At 61.8% G+C, this 15447-nt stretch carries 14 protein-coding genes and 2 tRNA genes; 10 read left to right on the top strand and 6 right to left on the bottom strand.

Annotated features, from left to right (window positions below):
• The first annotated feature begins 6 nt into the window (after nt 1-6).
• From bioB to GM668_RS12875, 4 genes are all read left to right on the top strand, one after another.
• Entirely contained in the window at nt 7-1065 is a 1059-nt protein-coding gene (gene bioB, locus GM668_RS12890) for a biotin synthase BioB (RefSeq protein ID WP_155439497.1), read from the top strand.
• Nucleotides 1066-1180: 115 nt separating this feature from the next.
• Nucleotides 1181-3211 carry an acetyl/propionyl/methylcrotonyl-CoA carboxylase subunit alpha gene (locus GM668_RS12885; RefSeq protein ID WP_155439369.1) on the top strand — a complete coding sequence of 677 codons (2031 nt, stop codon included), beginning with the start codon at nt 1181-1183 and terminating at the stop codon, nt 3209-3211.
• A gap of 23 nt (nt 3212-3234) precedes the next feature.
• Nucleotides 3235-4167 (top strand): 2-hydroxyacid dehydrogenase, encoded by a 933-nt coding sequence (locus GM668_RS12880; RefSeq protein ID WP_155439368.1) that lies wholly within the window; start codon nt 3235-3237, stop codon nt 4165-4167.
• Nucleotides 4168-4179: 12 nt separating this feature from the next.
• Complete coding sequence (locus GM668_RS12875) at nt 4180-5091, top strand: hydroxymethylglutaryl-CoA lyase (RefSeq protein ID WP_155439367.1); 912 nt, start codon at nt 4180-4182, stop codon at nt 5089-5091.
• A gap of 50 nt (nt 5092-5141) precedes the next feature.
• On the opposite strand, the gene GM668_RS12870 is transcribed toward GM668_RS12875, so the two are convergent.
• Genes GM668_RS12870 through GM668_RS12860 form a run of 3 tightly spaced genes read right to left on the bottom strand, consistent with a single transcriptional unit; the run spans nt 5142 to nt 8828 of the window.
• A complete protein-coding gene (locus GM668_RS12870; protein WP_155439366.1) occupies nt 5142-6152 on the bottom strand; it encodes an XdhC family protein in 1011 nt (336 codons plus the stop codon).
• A gap of 9 nt (nt 6153-6161) precedes the next feature.
• Entirely contained in the window at nt 6162-8351 is a 2190-nt protein-coding gene (locus GM668_RS12865) for a xanthine dehydrogenase family protein molybdopterin-binding subunit (RefSeq protein WP_155439365.1), read from the bottom strand.
• A gap of 9 nt (nt 8352-8360) precedes the next feature.
• Nucleotides 8361-8828, bottom strand: coding sequence for a (2Fe-2S)-binding protein (locus GM668_RS12860; protein WP_155439364.1), 468 nt, complete (start codon nt 8826-8828; stop codon nt 8361-8363).
• A 163-nt stretch (nt 8829-8991) separates the two neighbouring features.
• Here GM668_RS12860 and GM668_RS12855 point away from each other — a divergent pair, with 163 nt between their 5' ends.
• Nucleotides 8992-9921 (top strand): AraC family transcriptional regulator, encoded by a 930-nt coding sequence (locus GM668_RS12855; RefSeq protein ID WP_170305620.1) that lies wholly within the window; start codon nt 8992-8994, stop codon nt 9919-9921.
• Between the two features lie 62 nt (nt 9922-9983).
• On the opposite strand, the gene GM668_RS12850 is transcribed toward GM668_RS12855, so the two are convergent.
• From GM668_RS12850 to rsmI, 3 genes are all read right to left on the bottom strand, one after another.
• Nucleotides 9984-10060 (bottom strand) — tRNA-Pro (locus GM668_RS12850).
• Nucleotides 10061-10186: 126 nt separating this feature from the next.
• Nucleotides 10187-10263 (bottom strand) — tRNA-Pro (locus GM668_RS12845).
• A 35-nt stretch (nt 10264-10298) separates the two neighbouring features.
• Nucleotides 10299-11198, bottom strand: coding sequence for a 16S rRNA (cytidine(1402)-2'-O)-methyltransferase (gene rsmI / locus GM668_RS12840; protein WP_155439363.1), 900 nt, complete (start codon nt 11196-11198; stop codon nt 10299-10301).
• Nucleotides 11199-11209: 11 nt separating this feature from the next.
• Here rsmI and GM668_RS12835 point away from each other — a divergent pair, with 11 nt between their 5' ends.
• The 5 genes from GM668_RS12835 to GM668_RS12815 all read left to right on the top strand — a co-directional run bounded on the left by GM668_RS12835 (nt 11210) and on the right by GM668_RS12815 (nt 15447).
• Nucleotides 11210-12898, top strand: coding sequence for a penicillin-binding protein activator (locus GM668_RS12835; protein WP_229499259.1), 1689 nt, complete (start codon nt 11210-11212; stop codon nt 12896-12898).
• 1 nt (nt 12899) lies between these two features.
• Entirely contained in the window at nt 12900-13256 is a 357-nt protein-coding gene (locus GM668_RS12830; RefSeq protein ID WP_155439362.1) for a YraN family protein, read from the top strand.
• A 355-nt stretch (nt 13257-13611) separates the two neighbouring features.
• Complete coding sequence (locus tag GM668_RS12825; RefSeq protein WP_155439361.1) at nt 13612-14208, top strand: phosphoheptose isomerase; 597 nt, start codon at nt 13612-13614, stop codon at nt 14206-14208.
• Entirely contained in the window at nt 14201-14833 is a 633-nt protein-coding gene (locus tag GM668_RS12820; protein WP_155439360.1) for a BON domain-containing protein, read from the top strand. Before GM668_RS12825 ends, GM668_RS12820 begins: the two co-directional genes overlap by 8 nt.
• Before the next feature lie 104 nt (nt 14834-14937).
• On the top strand, nt 14938-15447 hold the full coding sequence (locus GM668_RS12815; RefSeq protein WP_155439359.1) for a peroxiredoxin family protein: 510 nt from the start codon (nt 14938-14940) through the stop codon (nt 15445-15447).

Below are 15447 nucleotides of genomic sequence, written 5' to 3'. Positions count from 1 at the left end.
AACATGATGTCGCAAGCGACCCTGCAAGAACCTAAGACTGCACAGACCGTGGAGCTGCACCGCCCAGCGAAAGCCATTACCTTGCCCGAAGCGGCCACGTGGCCACTGGAAGAAGTCATGGCGCTGTACGAGCTGCCGTTCAACGACCTGATGTTCCGCGCCCAGCAGACGCATAAGGCGTACTGGCCGGAAGGCGATGTGGAGCTGGCGACCCTGCTGTCGATCAAGACCGGCGGCTGCGAAGAAGATTGCGGCTATTGCCCGCAGGCGGCGCGCTATGACACGGGCGTGGAAGCCAAGAAAATCCTGGACATCGACACCGTGCTGGAAGCGGCGCGCCAGGCCAAGGACAATGGCGCGACCCGTTTCTGCATGGGCGCCGCATGGCGCAGCCCGAAAGAGCGCGACATGGATAAAGTGGAAAACATGGTGCGCGAAGTGAAGGCCATGGGACTGGAAACCTGCGCCACGCTGGGCATGCTGGAAGCGCAGCAGGCCGAGCGCCTGAAAGCTGCGGGCCTGGATTACTACAACCACAACCTCGATACGGCGCCGGAGTTCTACAACAACGTGATCTCGACCCGCGAATACCAGGACCGTCTGGATACCTTGGGCCACGTGCGCAACGCGGGCTTGAAAGTGTGCTGCGGCGGTATCGTCGGCATGGGCGAAACGCGCGCCCAGCGCGCCGGCTTGATTGCGCAGCTGGCCAACCTGAACCCGTACCCGGAATCGGTGCCGGTCAACCACCTGGTGCAGGTGGAAGGCACGCCGCTGCACGGCCTGGACCCGCTGGACCCGCTGGAATTCGTGCGCACCATTGCCGTGGCACGCATCACGATGCCGAAAGCGCGCGTGCGCCTGTCGGCAGGCCGTCGCGAACTGGGCGAAGCCGTGCAGGCGATGTGCTTCATGGCGGGCGCCAATTCCATCTTCTACGGCGACAAACTGCTGACCACCGATAACCCGGAAGCCAACGATGACCGCGCGCTGCTGGCCAAGCTGGGCCTGAAGACCCGCGCCAATACGCTGGAATCGGTGCAGAAGGAACGCTGCGGCTGCTGAGCCGCCCCACACGCTGCCACCCAAGCCCGCACCACAAGTCCACGGGCTTGGGCCATGGTGGCCCAGAACGCATTTCTTAAAAAAATCCCGGCCACGAGCTGAATAGAGAGAGACCATGTTCAAAAAAATCCTGATTGCCAACCGTGGTGAAATCGCCTGCCGCGTCGCTGCCACCGCGCGCCGCCTGGGCATCAAGACTGTCGCCGTTTACTCGGAAGCGGACGCCAACGCCAAGCACGTTGCCGTGTGCGATGAAGCAGTCTTGCTGGGCCCTGCGGCCGCCAAGGAAAGCTACCTGCGCGGCGATAAAATCATCGCCGTGGCCAAAGCCACCGGCGCTGAAGCGATCCACCCTGGCTATGGCTTCCTGTCGGAAAACGCGGAATTCGCCGATGCGTGCATCGAGGCTGGCCTGGTCTTCATTGGCCCGCCGGCTTCCGCCATGCGCGCGATGGGCTCCAAGTCGGCCGCGAAATCGCTGATGGAAAAAGCCAGCGTGCCGCTGGTGCCGGGCTACCACGGCGACAATCAGGATCCGGAATTCCTGCAAACGCAGGCTGACCGCATTGGCTACCCGGTGCTGCTGAAGGCGTCGGCCGGCGGCGGCGGCAAGGGCATGCGCGTGGTGGAATCGTCGGAAGCGTTCCGCGATGCGCTGGCGTCGTGCAAGCGCGAAGCTATCAGTTCCTTTGGCGACGACAAGGTGCTGGCAGAGAAATACCTGCAGCGCCCGCGCCACATTGAAATCCAGGTGTTCGCCGACACGCACGGCAATTGCATCCACTTGTTCGAGCGTGATTGCTCGGTGCAGCGCCGCCACCAGAAAGTGCTGGAAGAAGCGCCTGCGCCAGGCATGACGGCTGAGCGCCGCGCCGCCATGGGCGAAGCGGCCGTCGCTGCCGCCAAGGCGGTCGGCTACGTGGGCGCCGGCACGGTGGAATTCATTGCCAACCAGGATGGCTCGTTCTACTTCATGGAAATGAACACCCGCCTGCAGGTGGAACACCCAGTGACGGAAATGATCACGGGCGCCGATCTGGTGGAATGGCAGTTGCGCGTGGCCGCCGGTGAAGCGCTGCCGAAGAAGCAAAGCGAACTGGCGATCAATGGCCACGCGATCGAAGCACGCGTTTATGCGGAAAATCCGGAAAAGGGCTTCCTGCCATCGATCGGCACGTTGCGCCATTTGGGCACGCCCGATGCCGTGAATTTTGAGCTGGGCGGCATCCCTGGCCACCCCGCCGGCGTGCGTATCGATGCCGGTGTGCGCGAAGGCGATGCGATTTCGCCATTCTATGACCCGATGATCGCGAAACTCATCGTGTGGGGCGCGGACCGCAAGCAGGCGCTGGCCCGGATGTCGCAGGCGCTGTCGCAATACCAGATCGTCGGCCTGGCGTCGAACATCGCGTTCCTGAACCGGCTGGTGCAGGGCGAAGCGTTTGCCACGGCAGACCTGGATACGGGCCTGATCGAGCGTAACCACGACGCGCTGTTCCCGCAAGCGCAGCCTGCGGCGGCAGGTGCGCTGGCGCTGGCAGCCGTTGCATTGATCGAAGCGGAAAAAGAAAAATCGGCTGCGCAGTCGGGCGCCAATGCCGGCGACCCATGGGGCCAGGCATTAGGCTGGCGCATGAACCAGCCATACGTGCGCAAGCTGTCGTTTGCCGACGATGCATCGAAGGATTATCGCGTGGACGTGACGTACCTGAACGATGGCTGGATGTTCGGCAGCGCGGATACGCAGCCGCAGTTGCTGACGCTGATGTCGCAGCAGGGCGCCGATATCAGCATCAAGCTGGGCGAGACGGCGGTACATGGCAGCGTACGGCGCGATGGCGACGTGTTCCATGTCTTTACCAATGGCTTGCACTACACGCTGAACTACAACGACCCGATGGCCCATGCGGGCGAATCTGAAGCAGAAGGCGGCCGCCTGACGGCGCCGATGCCGGGCAAGGTCGTGGCGGTGCTGGCGGAAAAAGGCAAGGAAGTCAAAAAGGGCGATCCGCTGGTCATCATGGAAGCCATGAAAATGGAACACACGATCTCCGCGCCGCATGATGGCGTGGTCGATGACGTGCTGTATGCGGTGGGCGACCAGGTGGCGGACGGCGCGCCACTGCTGGCGTTCCGCGCAGCCTGATGACGCAGTTGCAGGAGGAGCAAATGCGTATTTTGTTGCACCGCGCGGATGGCAAGACTGAGCCATGGATCAAGGACTTCGCGCGGTATTTGCCGGAGGCGGAAGTGGTCGTGTGGGAGAAAGGCGTGCCAGCCCCTCCGTGCGATTACGCCGTCGTGTTTGTACCGCCGGAAGAGATGCTGCCAGATTTACAGAATGTGAAAGGTATTTTCCTGACGGGCTCCGGCGCCGACGGCATCCTGCGGTTTGGCGACGCCATCCCGCTGCACATCCCTGTCGTTCGCCTGACCGATGCCGGCATGGGCGCACAGATGGCGGAATACGTCGTGCATGCCGTGCTGCGCTACTACCGCCGCTTCCACGAATATGAAGAACTGGCGCGTGCCGGCGAGTGGGCGCCACTGCTGCCGCCCGTGCGCGAAGATTTCGCCGTGGGCGTGATGGGCACCGGCGTGCTGGGTTCGCGCGTGCTGGAAGCGTTAAAGCCGTTTGGCTTCCCGCTGCGCGCGTGGAGCCGCACGGCGCGCGCCATCGATGGCGTGCAGTGTTTCCACGGCGCCGATGGCCTCGATACCTTCCTGCGCGGCACCCGCGTGGCAGTCTGCATGCTGCCGCTGACGGAAGAGACCAACAACATCCTCAACCTCACCAACATGGCGAAGATGCCGCAAGGCTCGTTCATCGTGAACGTGGGACGGGGTGGCCACGTGTCGGAACCGGATTTGCTGAATTTGATGCGCACCGGCCATATCGAAGCGGCGACGCTCGACGTGTTCCGCCATGAACCGCTGCCGGCGCAGCACCCGTTCTGGAAAGAACCGCGCATCACGATTACGCCGCATATTTCCGCGCTGACGTTGCGCCGCGAAAGCGTGCAGCAAATCGCGGGCAAGATGCGGCAAATGGCGCAGGGTGAGCCTGTCGCTGACGTGATTGACCGCAGCATAGGATATTGAGAGGAAGTTGAGATGAACGCACTACCCAAGAAAGTCAAAATCGTTGAAGTCGGTCCGCGCGACGGCCTGCAAAATGAAAAAGAAACCATTTCCGCCGACGTGAAAATCGAGCTGGTGAACCGCCTGTCGTCGGCAGGGTTTGCCAATATCGAAGCGGCATCGTTCGTGTCGCCGAAGTGGGTGCCGCAAATGGCCACCAGCGCCGAAGTGATGGAGCGCATCACGCGCCGCGCCGGTGCGATTTATTCCGCGCTGACGCCGAATATGAAAGGTCTGGAAGGCGCATTGGCAGCGAAAGCCGATGAAGTGGTGATCTTTGGTTCTGCGTCTGAAGCGTTCTCGCAAAAGAACATCAATTGCTCGATCGAAGAATCGATTGCCCGCTTCGTCGACGTGGCGAAAGCCGCCAAAGACCATGGCTTGCGTTTGCGCGGTTCCATCAGCTGCTCGTTTGGCTGCCCATACCAGGGCGACGTTCCATTGGACGCGGTAGCCGACGTGGTGGGCCGCATGCGCGACCTGGGCTGCGATGAAATCGATATTGCCGACACCATCGGCGTGGCCACGCCGCGCAAGACGCAGGCCGTGATGGAGCGCGCCGCGTCGGTATTCCGCCTGGATGGCATTTCCGGCCACTTCCACGATACCTACGGCCAGGCGCTGGCGAACATCTACGCCAGCCTGGAAGTGGGCGTATCGATTTTCCACTCGTCCGTGGCGGGCCTGGGCGGCTGCCCATACGCGAAGGGCGCCACCGGAAACGTGGCGACGGAAGATGTGCTGTACATGATGAATGGACTGGGCATCGAGACGGGCATCGACCTGGATATCGTGGTCGATGCGGGACAGTACATTTCCGGCATCTTGAACCGCAAAGGTTCCAGCCGCGCAGGCAACGCCATCGCGGCCAAGCGCGCGGGCTAAGCGGTACCGTTGGCGGGCGGGTTTTACGGGGGCGCCGAGCCAAACCCGCCCTACGCGGCCAATGCGACTTTTGCTTCCTGCACTGCCAAGCCTTTAACGGTGCGCGACACGCCATTCTTCGCGGCCACCATCTCCGCCAAAATCGACAGGGCAATTTCCGGCGGCGTCTTGCTGCCGATATATAGCCCGGCCGGGCCATGCAAGCGGTCCAGCTGTTCATGTTCCAGCCCGAAGTGCTGCATCAGCCGCATGCGGCGTTTCGCGTTATTCAAGCGCGAACCTATTGCCGCCACATAAAACGCAGGCGAGCGCAATGCTTCCATGAGAGCCAGGTCATCCAGCTTGGGATCATGCGTCAGCGCGATCACCGCCGTGCTGCAATCCGGCTGCATGGCCAGCACCACATCGTCCGGCATGCCGCGCACCATCGTCACACCCGGCACGTGCCACGACTGCGCATATTCGTCGCGCGGATCGCACACGGTGATGTCAAAACCCAGTCCCAGCGCCACCTGGCACAGATACGCACTGAGTTGCCCGGCGCCGATGACCAGCAGCCGGTAGCGCGGGCCGAACGCCATCGTCAGCATGTCGCCGTCCAGCGCCACTTCACGGAAGCTTTCCGCCTCGCCCAAGGTCACGCGGCCTGACGGCAAATGCAGTTCGCGCGCCACCAGGCCCCGCCCCTGCAAGGCTTCCAGCAATTCAGCCAGCCGTGTGCCGGGACCCACGCGTTCAATCACCAGTTCCAGCGTACCGCCGCACGGCAAGCCGAAACGGTGCGCCGTATCGGCATCAATGCCATACCGGACGGCGAAGGCAGGGCGGCCATTGAACAAGCCGTCCAGTCCTCGTTCATGGACGCCGGCTATCAAGTCATCTTCAATGCAGCCGCCCGACACGGACCCCGCCACCATGCCATCGGCGCGGATGGCCATCAGCGACCCGGGAGGGCGGGGCGATGAACCCCACGTCGCGGCCACCGTCACCAGCGCGGTGTCATGTCCTGCGGCGGACCAGGCATGCGCCTGTTTCAGCACAGAGATATCGGCGGAATCCATGTCGGCTCCTTATGCTTTCAATGCATCCGTGCTGAACGGCAGGTTGCGCAGGTATTTGCCCGTGGCCGCGGCTATCGCATTGGCCACGGCCGGCGCCACCGGCGGCACGCCTGGTTCACCGACACCGGTCGGCTTCTCGGCGGACGGCATGATATGCACGTCGACCTTCGGCATCTGGTTGATGCGCAGCGGCGCATAGTCGTGGAAGTTTGATTGTTCCACCACGCCATCCTTGAGCGTAATGGCGCCTTGCAGCGCAGCCGACAGCGCAAAGCCCACACCCCCCTCGATTTGCGAGCGCACGTTGTCCGGGTTGATGGCGATGCCGCAATCGACCGCGCACACAATGCGGTCAACCACCACGCTGCCGTCAAGCTTGACGGTGACTTCCGCCACTTGCGCGACATACGTCTTGAACGACTCGTGCACCGCCACGCCCCGTGCGCGCCGTTCGCCATTGGCGCCCTTGGCCAGCGGCGTACCCCAGCCAGCTTTTTCCGCCGCCAGTTTCAGCACGGCGGCATGGCGCGGATGGTGTTCCAGCAGCGCCAGGCGGAATGCCACCGGGTCCTGGCCTGCCGCCGCTGCCACTTCATCGATAAACGTTTCAGTGGAATAGGCCGTATGCGTGGAACCCACGGAGCGCCACCACAGCACCGGCACGCCGATATCCTGCGGCGAGTGCAAGTCCACCAGCATGTTGGGGATGGCGTACGGCAGGTTGGCCGCCCCTTCGACGGACACGAAATCAATGCCATCCTTGATCATGCCGGCGAATGCGGTATTAGCCAGGATCGATTGGCCCACGAGGCGGTGGCGCCAGCCAATCAGCTTACCCTGCGCATCGAGCGCGGCTTCCAGCGCATGGTGGAAGGCCGGGCGGTAGTAGCCCGCCTTCATGTCGTCTTCACGCAGCCACACCAGCTTGACGGGCGCCTTGCCATCGATGGCTTTGGCGACTTGCACGGCTTCCAGGATATAGTCGGCATCCTTGCTGGCGCGGCGGCCGAAACTGCCGCCTGCATACAGCATGTTCAAATTTACCTGTTCCGGCTTCAAGCCCAGCAGGCCGGCCACTTTGGCCTGGTCGATGGTCTGGAATTGCTCGCCATTCCAGATATCGCAGCGGTCCTTTTGCAGGTGCACCACGCAATTCATGGGTTCCATGGCCGCGTGGGCCAGGTATGGGAAGTCATACGCGGCGCGCAACACACGCGCCGGCGCCGCAAACGCTGCATTGGCATCGCCTTCCTTGCGGGCCACTGCGCCGGGGGATTTCGCCAGTTCATGGTAGCGCGCAAAGATGTCATCCGTGCCCAGTTTGAACGCGTTCGTGTCATCCCATTCGACTTGCAAGGCATCGCGGCCTTTCTTCGCGCTCCACGTGTCTTTGGCCAGCACCGCCACGCCGGACGGAATGGCGGCCACGTTGACCACGCCTTTCACTGCAAGGGCTGCTTTGGCGTCAAACGATTTCACCTTGCCGCCGAAGCGGGGCGGGTGCGCCACCACGGCGGTCAGCATGCCGGGCAAATGCACGTCTTGCGTAAAGCGGGCCTGGCCGCGGATCTTGGCGGCGGTATCCTTGCGCGGCGCGCGCTTGCCAATCAGCTTGAAATCCTTTGGGTCTTTGAGCTGGACGCTGGCCGGTACCGGCAGTGCTGCCGCCGCCTGCGCCAACTGGCCAAACGTGGCCTTGCGCTGCGACGGCGCATGCGTGACGACGCCCTCGCTGACCGTGATGCTGTCTGCAGGCACTTGCCATTGCTGGGCCGCCGCCGCAACCAGCATGGCGCGCGCCGATGCGCCGGCCTGGCGCAACTGGTCCCACGAATTGGCCATGGCCGTGCTGCCGCCCGTGCCCTGCACAGGGCCCCACTGCAAGTTGTTGTAGCGTTTCGCATCCGCAGGCGCGCCCTCAATGCGCACTTGCGCCCACGCGGCATCGAGTTCTTCCGCCACCAGCGTGGCCAGGCCCGTGTACGTGCCCTGGCCCATTTCCAGGTGCTTGGAAATCACGGTGACTGTGCCGTCCGCGCCGATGCGCAGGAAGGCATTCGGCTCGAATGGCGCAGCGGCGGATGCAGTGGCAGCGTTTGCAGCCGAGGCAACCGCGCCCGGCAGGTACAGGGCCAGTGTCAGGCTTGCTGCGCCTTGCAGGAAGTTGCGGCGGCTGGCGTTTTCAATACGAGCGTTCATGGTGTCTCCTTAAGCCAGCGATTTGGCCGCGTCATGAATGGCGGCGCGGATGCGCACATACGTGGCGCAGCGGCAGATATTGCCGGCCATGGCGGCGTCGATATCGGCGTCCGATGGCTTGCGGTTTTTTTCCAGCAGCGCGACGGCGCTCATGATCTGGCCCGACTGGCAGTAGCCGCACTGCACGACGTCGAGCTTTTGCCAGGCGTCTTGCACCACCTTGGCCACCTTGGCGGTCTTTGCGTGATCAACGCCTTCAATCGTGACGATTTTCTTGCCAACTGCGGCGGAGATGGGCGTGCTGCACGAGCGCACCGGTTCACCGGCCAGGTGGACGGTGCACGCGCCGCACAAGCCCATGCCGCAGCCATATTTGGTGCCGGTCATTTGCAGCGTATCGCGCAATACCCACAGCAGCGGGGTATCGGGGGCGGCGTCGACGCGGGTCGCTTTGCCGTTGATGTCGAGAGTGATCATGGGAGCTCCTGGTAGGTATCCGACTGTATTCGCGTCTGCATTTTCGTCCGCGCCACGCGCGAACCGATAGCACGATCCTGTGAGTTTTTTGCCTAATCCTGTGAAGCCCGCCACAGATGGATAAAGGTGGATTACCATCGGCAGCATTGAATCAGGAGTTTTTGTGAACCAGCTCGCCCATATCCCCCGCCAGGACACCAACGCCATTGAAACGCTGCGCCAGCCGCTGGCTGCCGCAGTAGCACGCTGGACGCGCGGCGCCGGCCAGTTCGTGACGCCGGTTCCCGGCCTGACTTTTTTCCGCCGCGAAGAACCGTCGCAGGCTGCGGCGTGCATGGTGGAACCCAGCGTGGCGCTGATCGTGCAGGGCGCCAAACAGGCGCTGCTGGGGGATAACGTCTATAACTACGACATCACGCGTTTCCTGATTACGTCGCTGGATTTGCCGGCCATGATGCGCGTGGTCGACGCCAGCCCGGAAAAGCCCTATCTGGGCGTGGTGATGAAGCTGGACTTGCGGGTGGTGGCGGAAGTCGTGATGCAGAGCGGGATGGCGCCGCCGTCCGAACAGCAGGCCGACAGCGGCATGATGCTGGGGGAAACCACGCCGGCCATGTTGACGGCATTTACCCGGTTGCTGGAATTGCTGGACGATCCATCGTCCATTCCCGTGCTGGCGCCGCTGATCCAGCGGGAAATCTGCTACCGCCTGCTGATGAGCGACCAGGGCGCGCGCCTGTGGCAAATTGCGTCCGTGGGCAGCCAGAGCCACCGCATCGGCCGCGCGATCGAATGGCTGAAGTCGCACTATGCGAGTCCGCTGCGCATCGATGCGCTGGCCGCGCACGTGCAAATGAGCGCATCGACATTCCACCACCATTTCCGCCTGTTGACGGCGATGAGCCCGTTGCAATACCAGAAATGGCTGCGCTTGAACGAAGCGCGGCGCATGATGCTGGCGGAACACCTGGATGCGTCCACGGCAGCATTCCACGTCGGCTATGAAAGCCCGTCCCAATTCAGCCGCGAATATAGCCGGCTGTTTGGCGCGCCGCCGCGGCGCGATATTGAAAACTTGCGGCGCTTGGCTTAGCCGGGAATGAGCAGAAAACGAAAAAGCCCGTGAAACCTTGCGATTTCACGGGCTTTTGAATTTGGTCGGAGTACTAGGATTCGAACCTAGGACCCTCTGGTCCCAAACCAGATGCGCTACCGGGCTGCGCTACACTCCGAATGGTTCACATCATACCCGCTGCAAGCCCGTTGGTCAAATAGCTGGCGGCGGATAAGCGATATTTTATTGAAGCCGGGAAAGGAAAAAGCCTGTGAAACGTTTCCATTTCACAGGCTTTTAAATTTGGTCGGAGTACAAGGATTCGAACCTTGGACCCTCTGGTCCCAAACCAGATGCGCTACCGGGCTGCGCTACACTCCGAAGAAGCAAGACTATAGCGGGTCTTGGACTGAGCGTCAACCTTTAATTTGCAATGCCCGGTCATACAGCGCATTTTTCTTCTTACCCGTGATCTGCGCCGTCAGTGCCGCTGCCTGTTTAACAGGCAATTCCGCCAGTAAAATGTTCAAAATCCGTTCCGCTTCAGCATCTTCCGCATCGCTGGCTTGCGGTGCGCCTTCCACCAGCACGACGAATTCGCCTTTTTGCCGGTGCGCATCCGCTGCCAGCCATTGCGCAGCTTCCGACAGCGGGCAGCGGTGGATCTCTTCAAATAATTTCGTTAATTCGCGGGCAAACACGACTTGACGCGTGGGCTCAAACGCGGCTGCCAGCGCTTCCGCACATTCAACAATGCGGTGTGGCGCTTCATAAAACACCATCGTGGCGGCCACGGTGCGCAATTGCTGCAAAGTGGTCTCGCGCTGTTTCGCTTTCGATGGCAGGAAGCCGACAAAATGAAACTGGTCGTTGACGAGGCCACTGGCGGACAAGGCCGTCACGGCAGCCGACGCACCCGGCAATGGCATCACGCGCAACCCGGCGGCCCGTACGGCATCGACAATCCGCGCCCCCGGATCGGACACGGCGGGCGTACCCGCATCGGACACGAGGGCAATCCGTTCCCCTGCCTGCAAACGCGCAATCAAACTTTCCGCGGCTTCCCGCTCGTTATGCTGGTGCGCGGCAATCAAGGGCTTGTTCAAGCCGAAGCGGGTCAGCAATTGCGCGGTATTTCTCGTATCTTCACAGGCCACCGCATTGACTAAACTCAAGACATGCAAGGCCCGGACACTAATATCCGCAACGTTTCCTATGGGCGTCGCCACTACATACAATGTTGCGATAGGATAGGTCTGGTTGGCTGCTTCGCCCAGGACGGGCAGGGTGGCAATGCTGGTTGCTTGATCTGTCATTGGAGATTGGGATGCTGCCGATAAAAGTGAAATTGCTGCTGGTTTGCCTGGTAGCCGGACTCGCCAGCGCCTGCAACTCGCCGATGCCGCAGATGTCTTGCGGCACAAGCGGCCCATTGTGCGCGTCCGGCCCTGCCGTGACAAGTGCGCCCGTACCAAAAGCCGTACCGCTGCCCAAACCTGCCCCTGTATATTCGACCGCCCCGCGCCGTGAAATGGGGCCGCCTGCCGAGGTGGAAGTGTTCCCGGTTGACCTGGCTGGCGTCATGCCTAGTGCGCAACCGCGGCTGAAAGTTGAAAACGTGACGCCACTTGAGCCGGACACGGTTGGCGGATCCGGCGCGGACGGCCGTTCAGGCAGTTCGGACGCGCATGGATCGCCTCAGCAGGGTAATGCTGCCGGTACGCAGGAAGATCAGGCTGGCGGCGCGGATAACGGCAATTCGTCCGGCGTGTCCGGTGTTTCGGGAGTATCCGGCGTTTCGGGAGTTTCCGGTGTGTCCGGTGTATCGGGTACATCGGGCACGTCGCGGGCAACGGTTGCCGCCGGTACTGCAACCGTGTCCGGCCTTTCCGGCGGGGCGGCGCTGCCGGGCGCCGCCATCGCGCCGGGCAGCCTGGCAACCAAAGCTGCCGCCACCCAGCAAGGCGCGCCTGCCGTCCCCTACCGCATCGGCTTGCTGCTGCCATTGCGTTCCGATGCGTTGCGCCAGGCATCCGAAGCCCTGCGCGCGGGTTTCCTGGCCGCCTGGGAGCGCGACAGGCAAGGCGTCGAAGTGTCCGTGATTGAAACCGGTGACGCGGCGCCGGATGTGCTGGCGTCTTATACCGAAGCGCTGCCCCAGCAAGACATGATAGTCGGCCCGCTATCCCGTTCGGCCGTCTCCGCCGTGGCGAACAGCCGCAAAGTCGCCAAACCCACGATTGCGCTGAATTACCCCGATAACCGCGATACCGCATCGTTGCCGCCACAAATGATGCTGATCGGCTTGTCGATTGAAGATGAAGCGCGCCAGATGGCGGACTGGGCCAGCCGTGAACAGCCGGGCGCCACAGCCTATGTCGTGGGCGGCAGCGTGGCGTGGCAGCGCCGCAGTGCGGGTGCGTTTGCCGCGCAGTGGCAGCGCGTCGGCCTGTCGGCCAAGATGGTGGAACTGAGCACCGCCAACGGCTACCTCAACGATGGCGAACTGGTGGCGCTGCGCGGCAAGCTGCAAATGGAACCGGGCGCCGTCGTCTTTGCCGCGCTGGACCCGGACCAGACCCGCCAGCTGCGCATCGCACTGGCCGCGCCGCCGCTGGGCGATGTCCCCATTTATGGCACGTCGTCGCTGAACCCGGGCCGTTCACGGCAAATTGCCGGCACGGAAATGGATGGCGTGCGCTTGCTGGACATGCCGTGGCAATTGCAGCGCGACCATCCGGCTGTCATGGTCTATCCACAACTGGCGCCCGGCAGCGAGCGCAAGCCGGATGCGGATATGGAGCGTTTATATGCGCTGGGTATTGACGCGTACCGTGTGGCCCGTGAAATCGCCCGCCAGCAAGACCAACCCACGGCCAAGTTCCGCCTCGATGGGGTAACCGGCCAGTTGAATGTCAGCTTTGGCGACGGCACGGCCCGTTTTGAGCGGCGCGAATTGCAAGCCGTCTATAAAAATGGCGTACCCGTACCGCTGACGTTGAGCCAGCAACCCTGACATGACCGCCACCGGCCGCCAACTGCACGGCCAGGCGGGCGAAGACCGCGCGCTGGAGTATTTGTCCAGCCACGGTCTGACGCTGGTTGAACGCAATTTCCGCTGCAAGGTGGGCGAAATCGACCTCATCATGCAAGACTGGCAGAACTTGGTGTTTGTCGAAGTGCGCCGCCGCGACAGCAGGGATTTCGGCGGCGCGCTGGCCAGCGTGACGCCGGTCAAACAGCGCCGCATGGTGCGCGCCGCGCAGTTTTACCTGTTGCGCTATAAGAAACTTCCCCCGTGCCGCTTTGATGTCATTGCCATCGATGGCGATAGCTTGCAGTGGCTGCGAAACGCCATAGTTGAAGGAATGTAAGCATTTTTAACCTCGCTTGTCAGAGCTTGCTGATGACTGCACTATAATTCTGAGCCTTGACGTCTTCCCCTGCTGAAATGAGGGAACTCCCACTGCTGGCCTCTCACGTCCGAGAGGGGCGGCTGGCCTATGCCTGCTGCCTTATTCAGTTCTGCGGGATATCTTTCGACCTCGCCTATGGCGACCGCAGACTGGAAAAATCGTGGTGATGCTGGCACCCCGGCGTCTAACGACTGACCTGAAGCGCTATAACTTAGAGAATCAAAATGCGAAAAAGTTCAAAATTTTTGGAGAATCGACGAAAATTGCCGTTTCTCCTCTTTGCTCTGCATAGCGGGGTTTCTCAGGGATATTAATGAATACTCAACGCATCCTCTCCCACTTCCACGAAAGTGCCGAAATCAAGATCCAGTCCGCGACGGTACTGGCGCAGCCTATTGGGCAAGCGATTGAAATGATGTTTTCGGCTTTGTCTAACGGCAACAAAATCCTGGCGTGCGGCAATGGCGGTTCGGCTGCCGATGCCCAGCATTTCGCGGCGGAGCTGGTAGGGCGCTTCGAGCGTGAGCGCTTCCCGCTGCCGGCGATTTCACTGGCCACCGACACGTCGATCCTGACGGCCGTGGCCAATGATTACAGCTACCGTGAAATTTTCTCCAAACAAGTGCAAGCGTTTGGCCAGGCTGGCGATATCTTGCTGGCTATTTCCACGTCCGGTAATTCCGCCAACGTGATGGCGGCCATCGAAGCGGCGCTGGAGCGGGAAATGCGCGTCATTGCGCTGACCGGCAAAGGCGGCGGCGCGATCGGCAAGATGCTGACGGATGCGGATGTGCATATTTGTGTGCCGGCGGACCGTACCGCCCGGATCCAGGAAGTGCACCTGGTAACGATCCATGCCTTGTGCGACGGCATTGATGTCGCGCTGTTTGGTGGAGATGTGAATGAATAAGGCAGTACGTAAGATCCAGCGTCCGCTGGCGGTCATGTTGTTGGGCGCCGCATTGGCGTCGTCGCTGTCCGGTTGCGTGGGCCTGGTGGCGGCCGGCGCCGTGGGCGGCACCCTGGCTGCGTCCGACCGCCGCACGTTTGGTGCGCAAACGGAAGACAAAGCCATTGCAGTCAAAGCGGAAACGAAATTCCCTTCGGTGGTGGGCGATGCCGGCCACGTGAATATCGCCAGCTTTAACCGCCGCGTGCTGTTGACTGGTGAAGTGCGCGATGAAGCAATGCGCAATGCCGTCGAGCGCGAAGTGCGCGCCATTGAAGGCGTCGTGTCGGTGACCAATGAACTGGAAATTGCCGGCGTGTCGAGCTACACGTCCCGCTCCAACGACGTGCTGTTGACCACCAAAGTCAAAGCCAGCCTGGTGGACACGAAAGATATTTCCGCCAATTCTTTCAAAGTCGTCAGCGAACGCGGCAACGTGTACCTGATGGGCCGCGTGACGCAGCGCGAAGGCAACATCGCGGCGGAAGTCGCCCGTGGCGTGCCTGGCGTGTACAAGGTCGTCAAAGTCTTCGAATACATTTCCGAAGATGAGTGGAAACAGTACCAGGCCAAAGCCGGTAACTGACCCGCACCGCTATCTGCAGGCGGCGTACCGGTTATTGCCGGCGCCGCAGCGTACAGCGCCGACGCGCCCTATAATGGATTCATTGCTGTCCTTGGATGCCTGACATGACTTCTTCCCGCGCCTGGATCAAACCCGCACTGGCTGCCGCTGTTTTGGCCGGCATAGGCTTGACTGCTTATTTTTCCCTCAACAGCGCCAACCCGGCGCCGCCCGTGACGTTCGTTGGCATCAACGGCGAACAAATCACGCCGGCCAGCTTGCAGGGGAAAGTCGTGATGGTGAATTTCTGGGCCACGTCTTGTGCCACGTGCGTCAAAGAAATGCCGCAAATGGTCGATACGTACAATAAATACAAGGCAAAAGGGCTGGAATTCGTGGCCGTGGCCATGCAGGAAGACCGCCCGGATTACGTGCTGAATTTCGCGGAAACCCGCCAGTTGCCGTTCAAGGTGGCGCTGGACGTCAAAGGCGATGCAGCCAAGGCATATGGCGACGTGAAAATGACGCCGACCACGTTCGTAATCGACAAGCAGGGCCGCATCATCAAGCGCTATGTGGGCGAGCCGGAATTCCCGGCCCTGCATCAATTGCTGGAAAAAGCGCTGCAGGGTTGA

The organism is Pseudoduganella ginsengisoli (assembly GCF_009720865.1).
In the GTDB taxonomy this organism is placed as follows: domain Bacteria; phylum Pseudomonadota; class Gammaproteobacteria; order Burkholderiales; family Burkholderiaceae_D; genus Rugamonas; species Rugamonas ginsengisoli.
This window is presented reverse-complemented; position numbering and strand designations above follow the sequence as displayed.

Excerpts from the sequence above, each read along its gene's own strand:
- GM668_RS12885 (WP_155439369.1), top strand. The coding sequence starts at position 1,181 with ATGTTCAAAAAAATCCTGATTGCCAACCGTGGTGAAATCGCCTGCCGC.
- GM668_RS12820 (WP_155439360.1), top strand. The coding sequence starts at position 14,201 with ATGAATAAGGCAGTACGTAAGATCCAGCGTCCGCTGGCGGTCATGTTG.
- GM668_RS12835 (WP_229499259.1), top strand. The coding sequence starts at position 11,210 with ATGCTGCCGATAAAAGTGAAATTGCTGCTGGTTTGCCTGGTAGCCGGA.
- GM668_RS12875 (WP_155439367.1), top strand. The coding sequence starts at position 4,180 with ATGAACGCACTACCCAAGAAAGTCAAAATCGTTGAAGTCGGTCCGCGC.
- GM668_RS12865 (WP_155439365.1), bottom strand. The coding sequence starts at position 8,351 with ATGAACGCTCGTATTGAAAACGCCAGCCGCCGCAACTTCCTGCAAGGC.
- GM668_RS12860 (WP_155439364.1), bottom strand. The coding sequence starts at position 8,828 with ATGATCACTCTCGACATCAACGGCAAAGCGACCCGCGTCGACGCCGCC.
- GM668_RS12870 (WP_155439366.1), bottom strand. The coding sequence starts at position 6,152 with ATGGATTCCGCCGATATCTCTGTGCTGAAACAGGCGCATGCCTGGTCC.
- GM668_RS12825 (WP_155439361.1), top strand. The coding sequence starts at position 13,612 with ATGAATACTCAACGCATCCTCTCCCACTTCCACGAAAGTGCCGAAATC.
- GM668_RS12880 (WP_155439368.1), top strand. The coding sequence starts at position 3,235 with ATGCGTATTTTGTTGCACCGCGCGGATGGCAAGACTGAGCCATGGATC.
- rsmI (WP_155439363.1), bottom strand. The coding sequence starts at position 11,198 with ATGACAGATCAAGCAACCAGCATTGCCACCCTGCCCGTCCTGGGCGAA.
- GM668_RS12830 (WP_155439362.1), top strand. The coding sequence starts at position 12,900 with ATGACCGCCACCGGCCGCCAACTGCACGGCCAGGCGGGCGAAGACCGC.
- bioB (WP_155439497.1), top strand. The coding sequence starts at position 7 with ATGTCGCAAGCGACCCTGCAAGAACCTAAGACTGCACAGACCGTGGAG.
- GM668_RS12815 (WP_155439359.1), top strand. The coding sequence starts at position 14,938 with ATGACTTCTTCCCGCGCCTGGATCAAACCCGCACTGGCTGCCGCTGTT.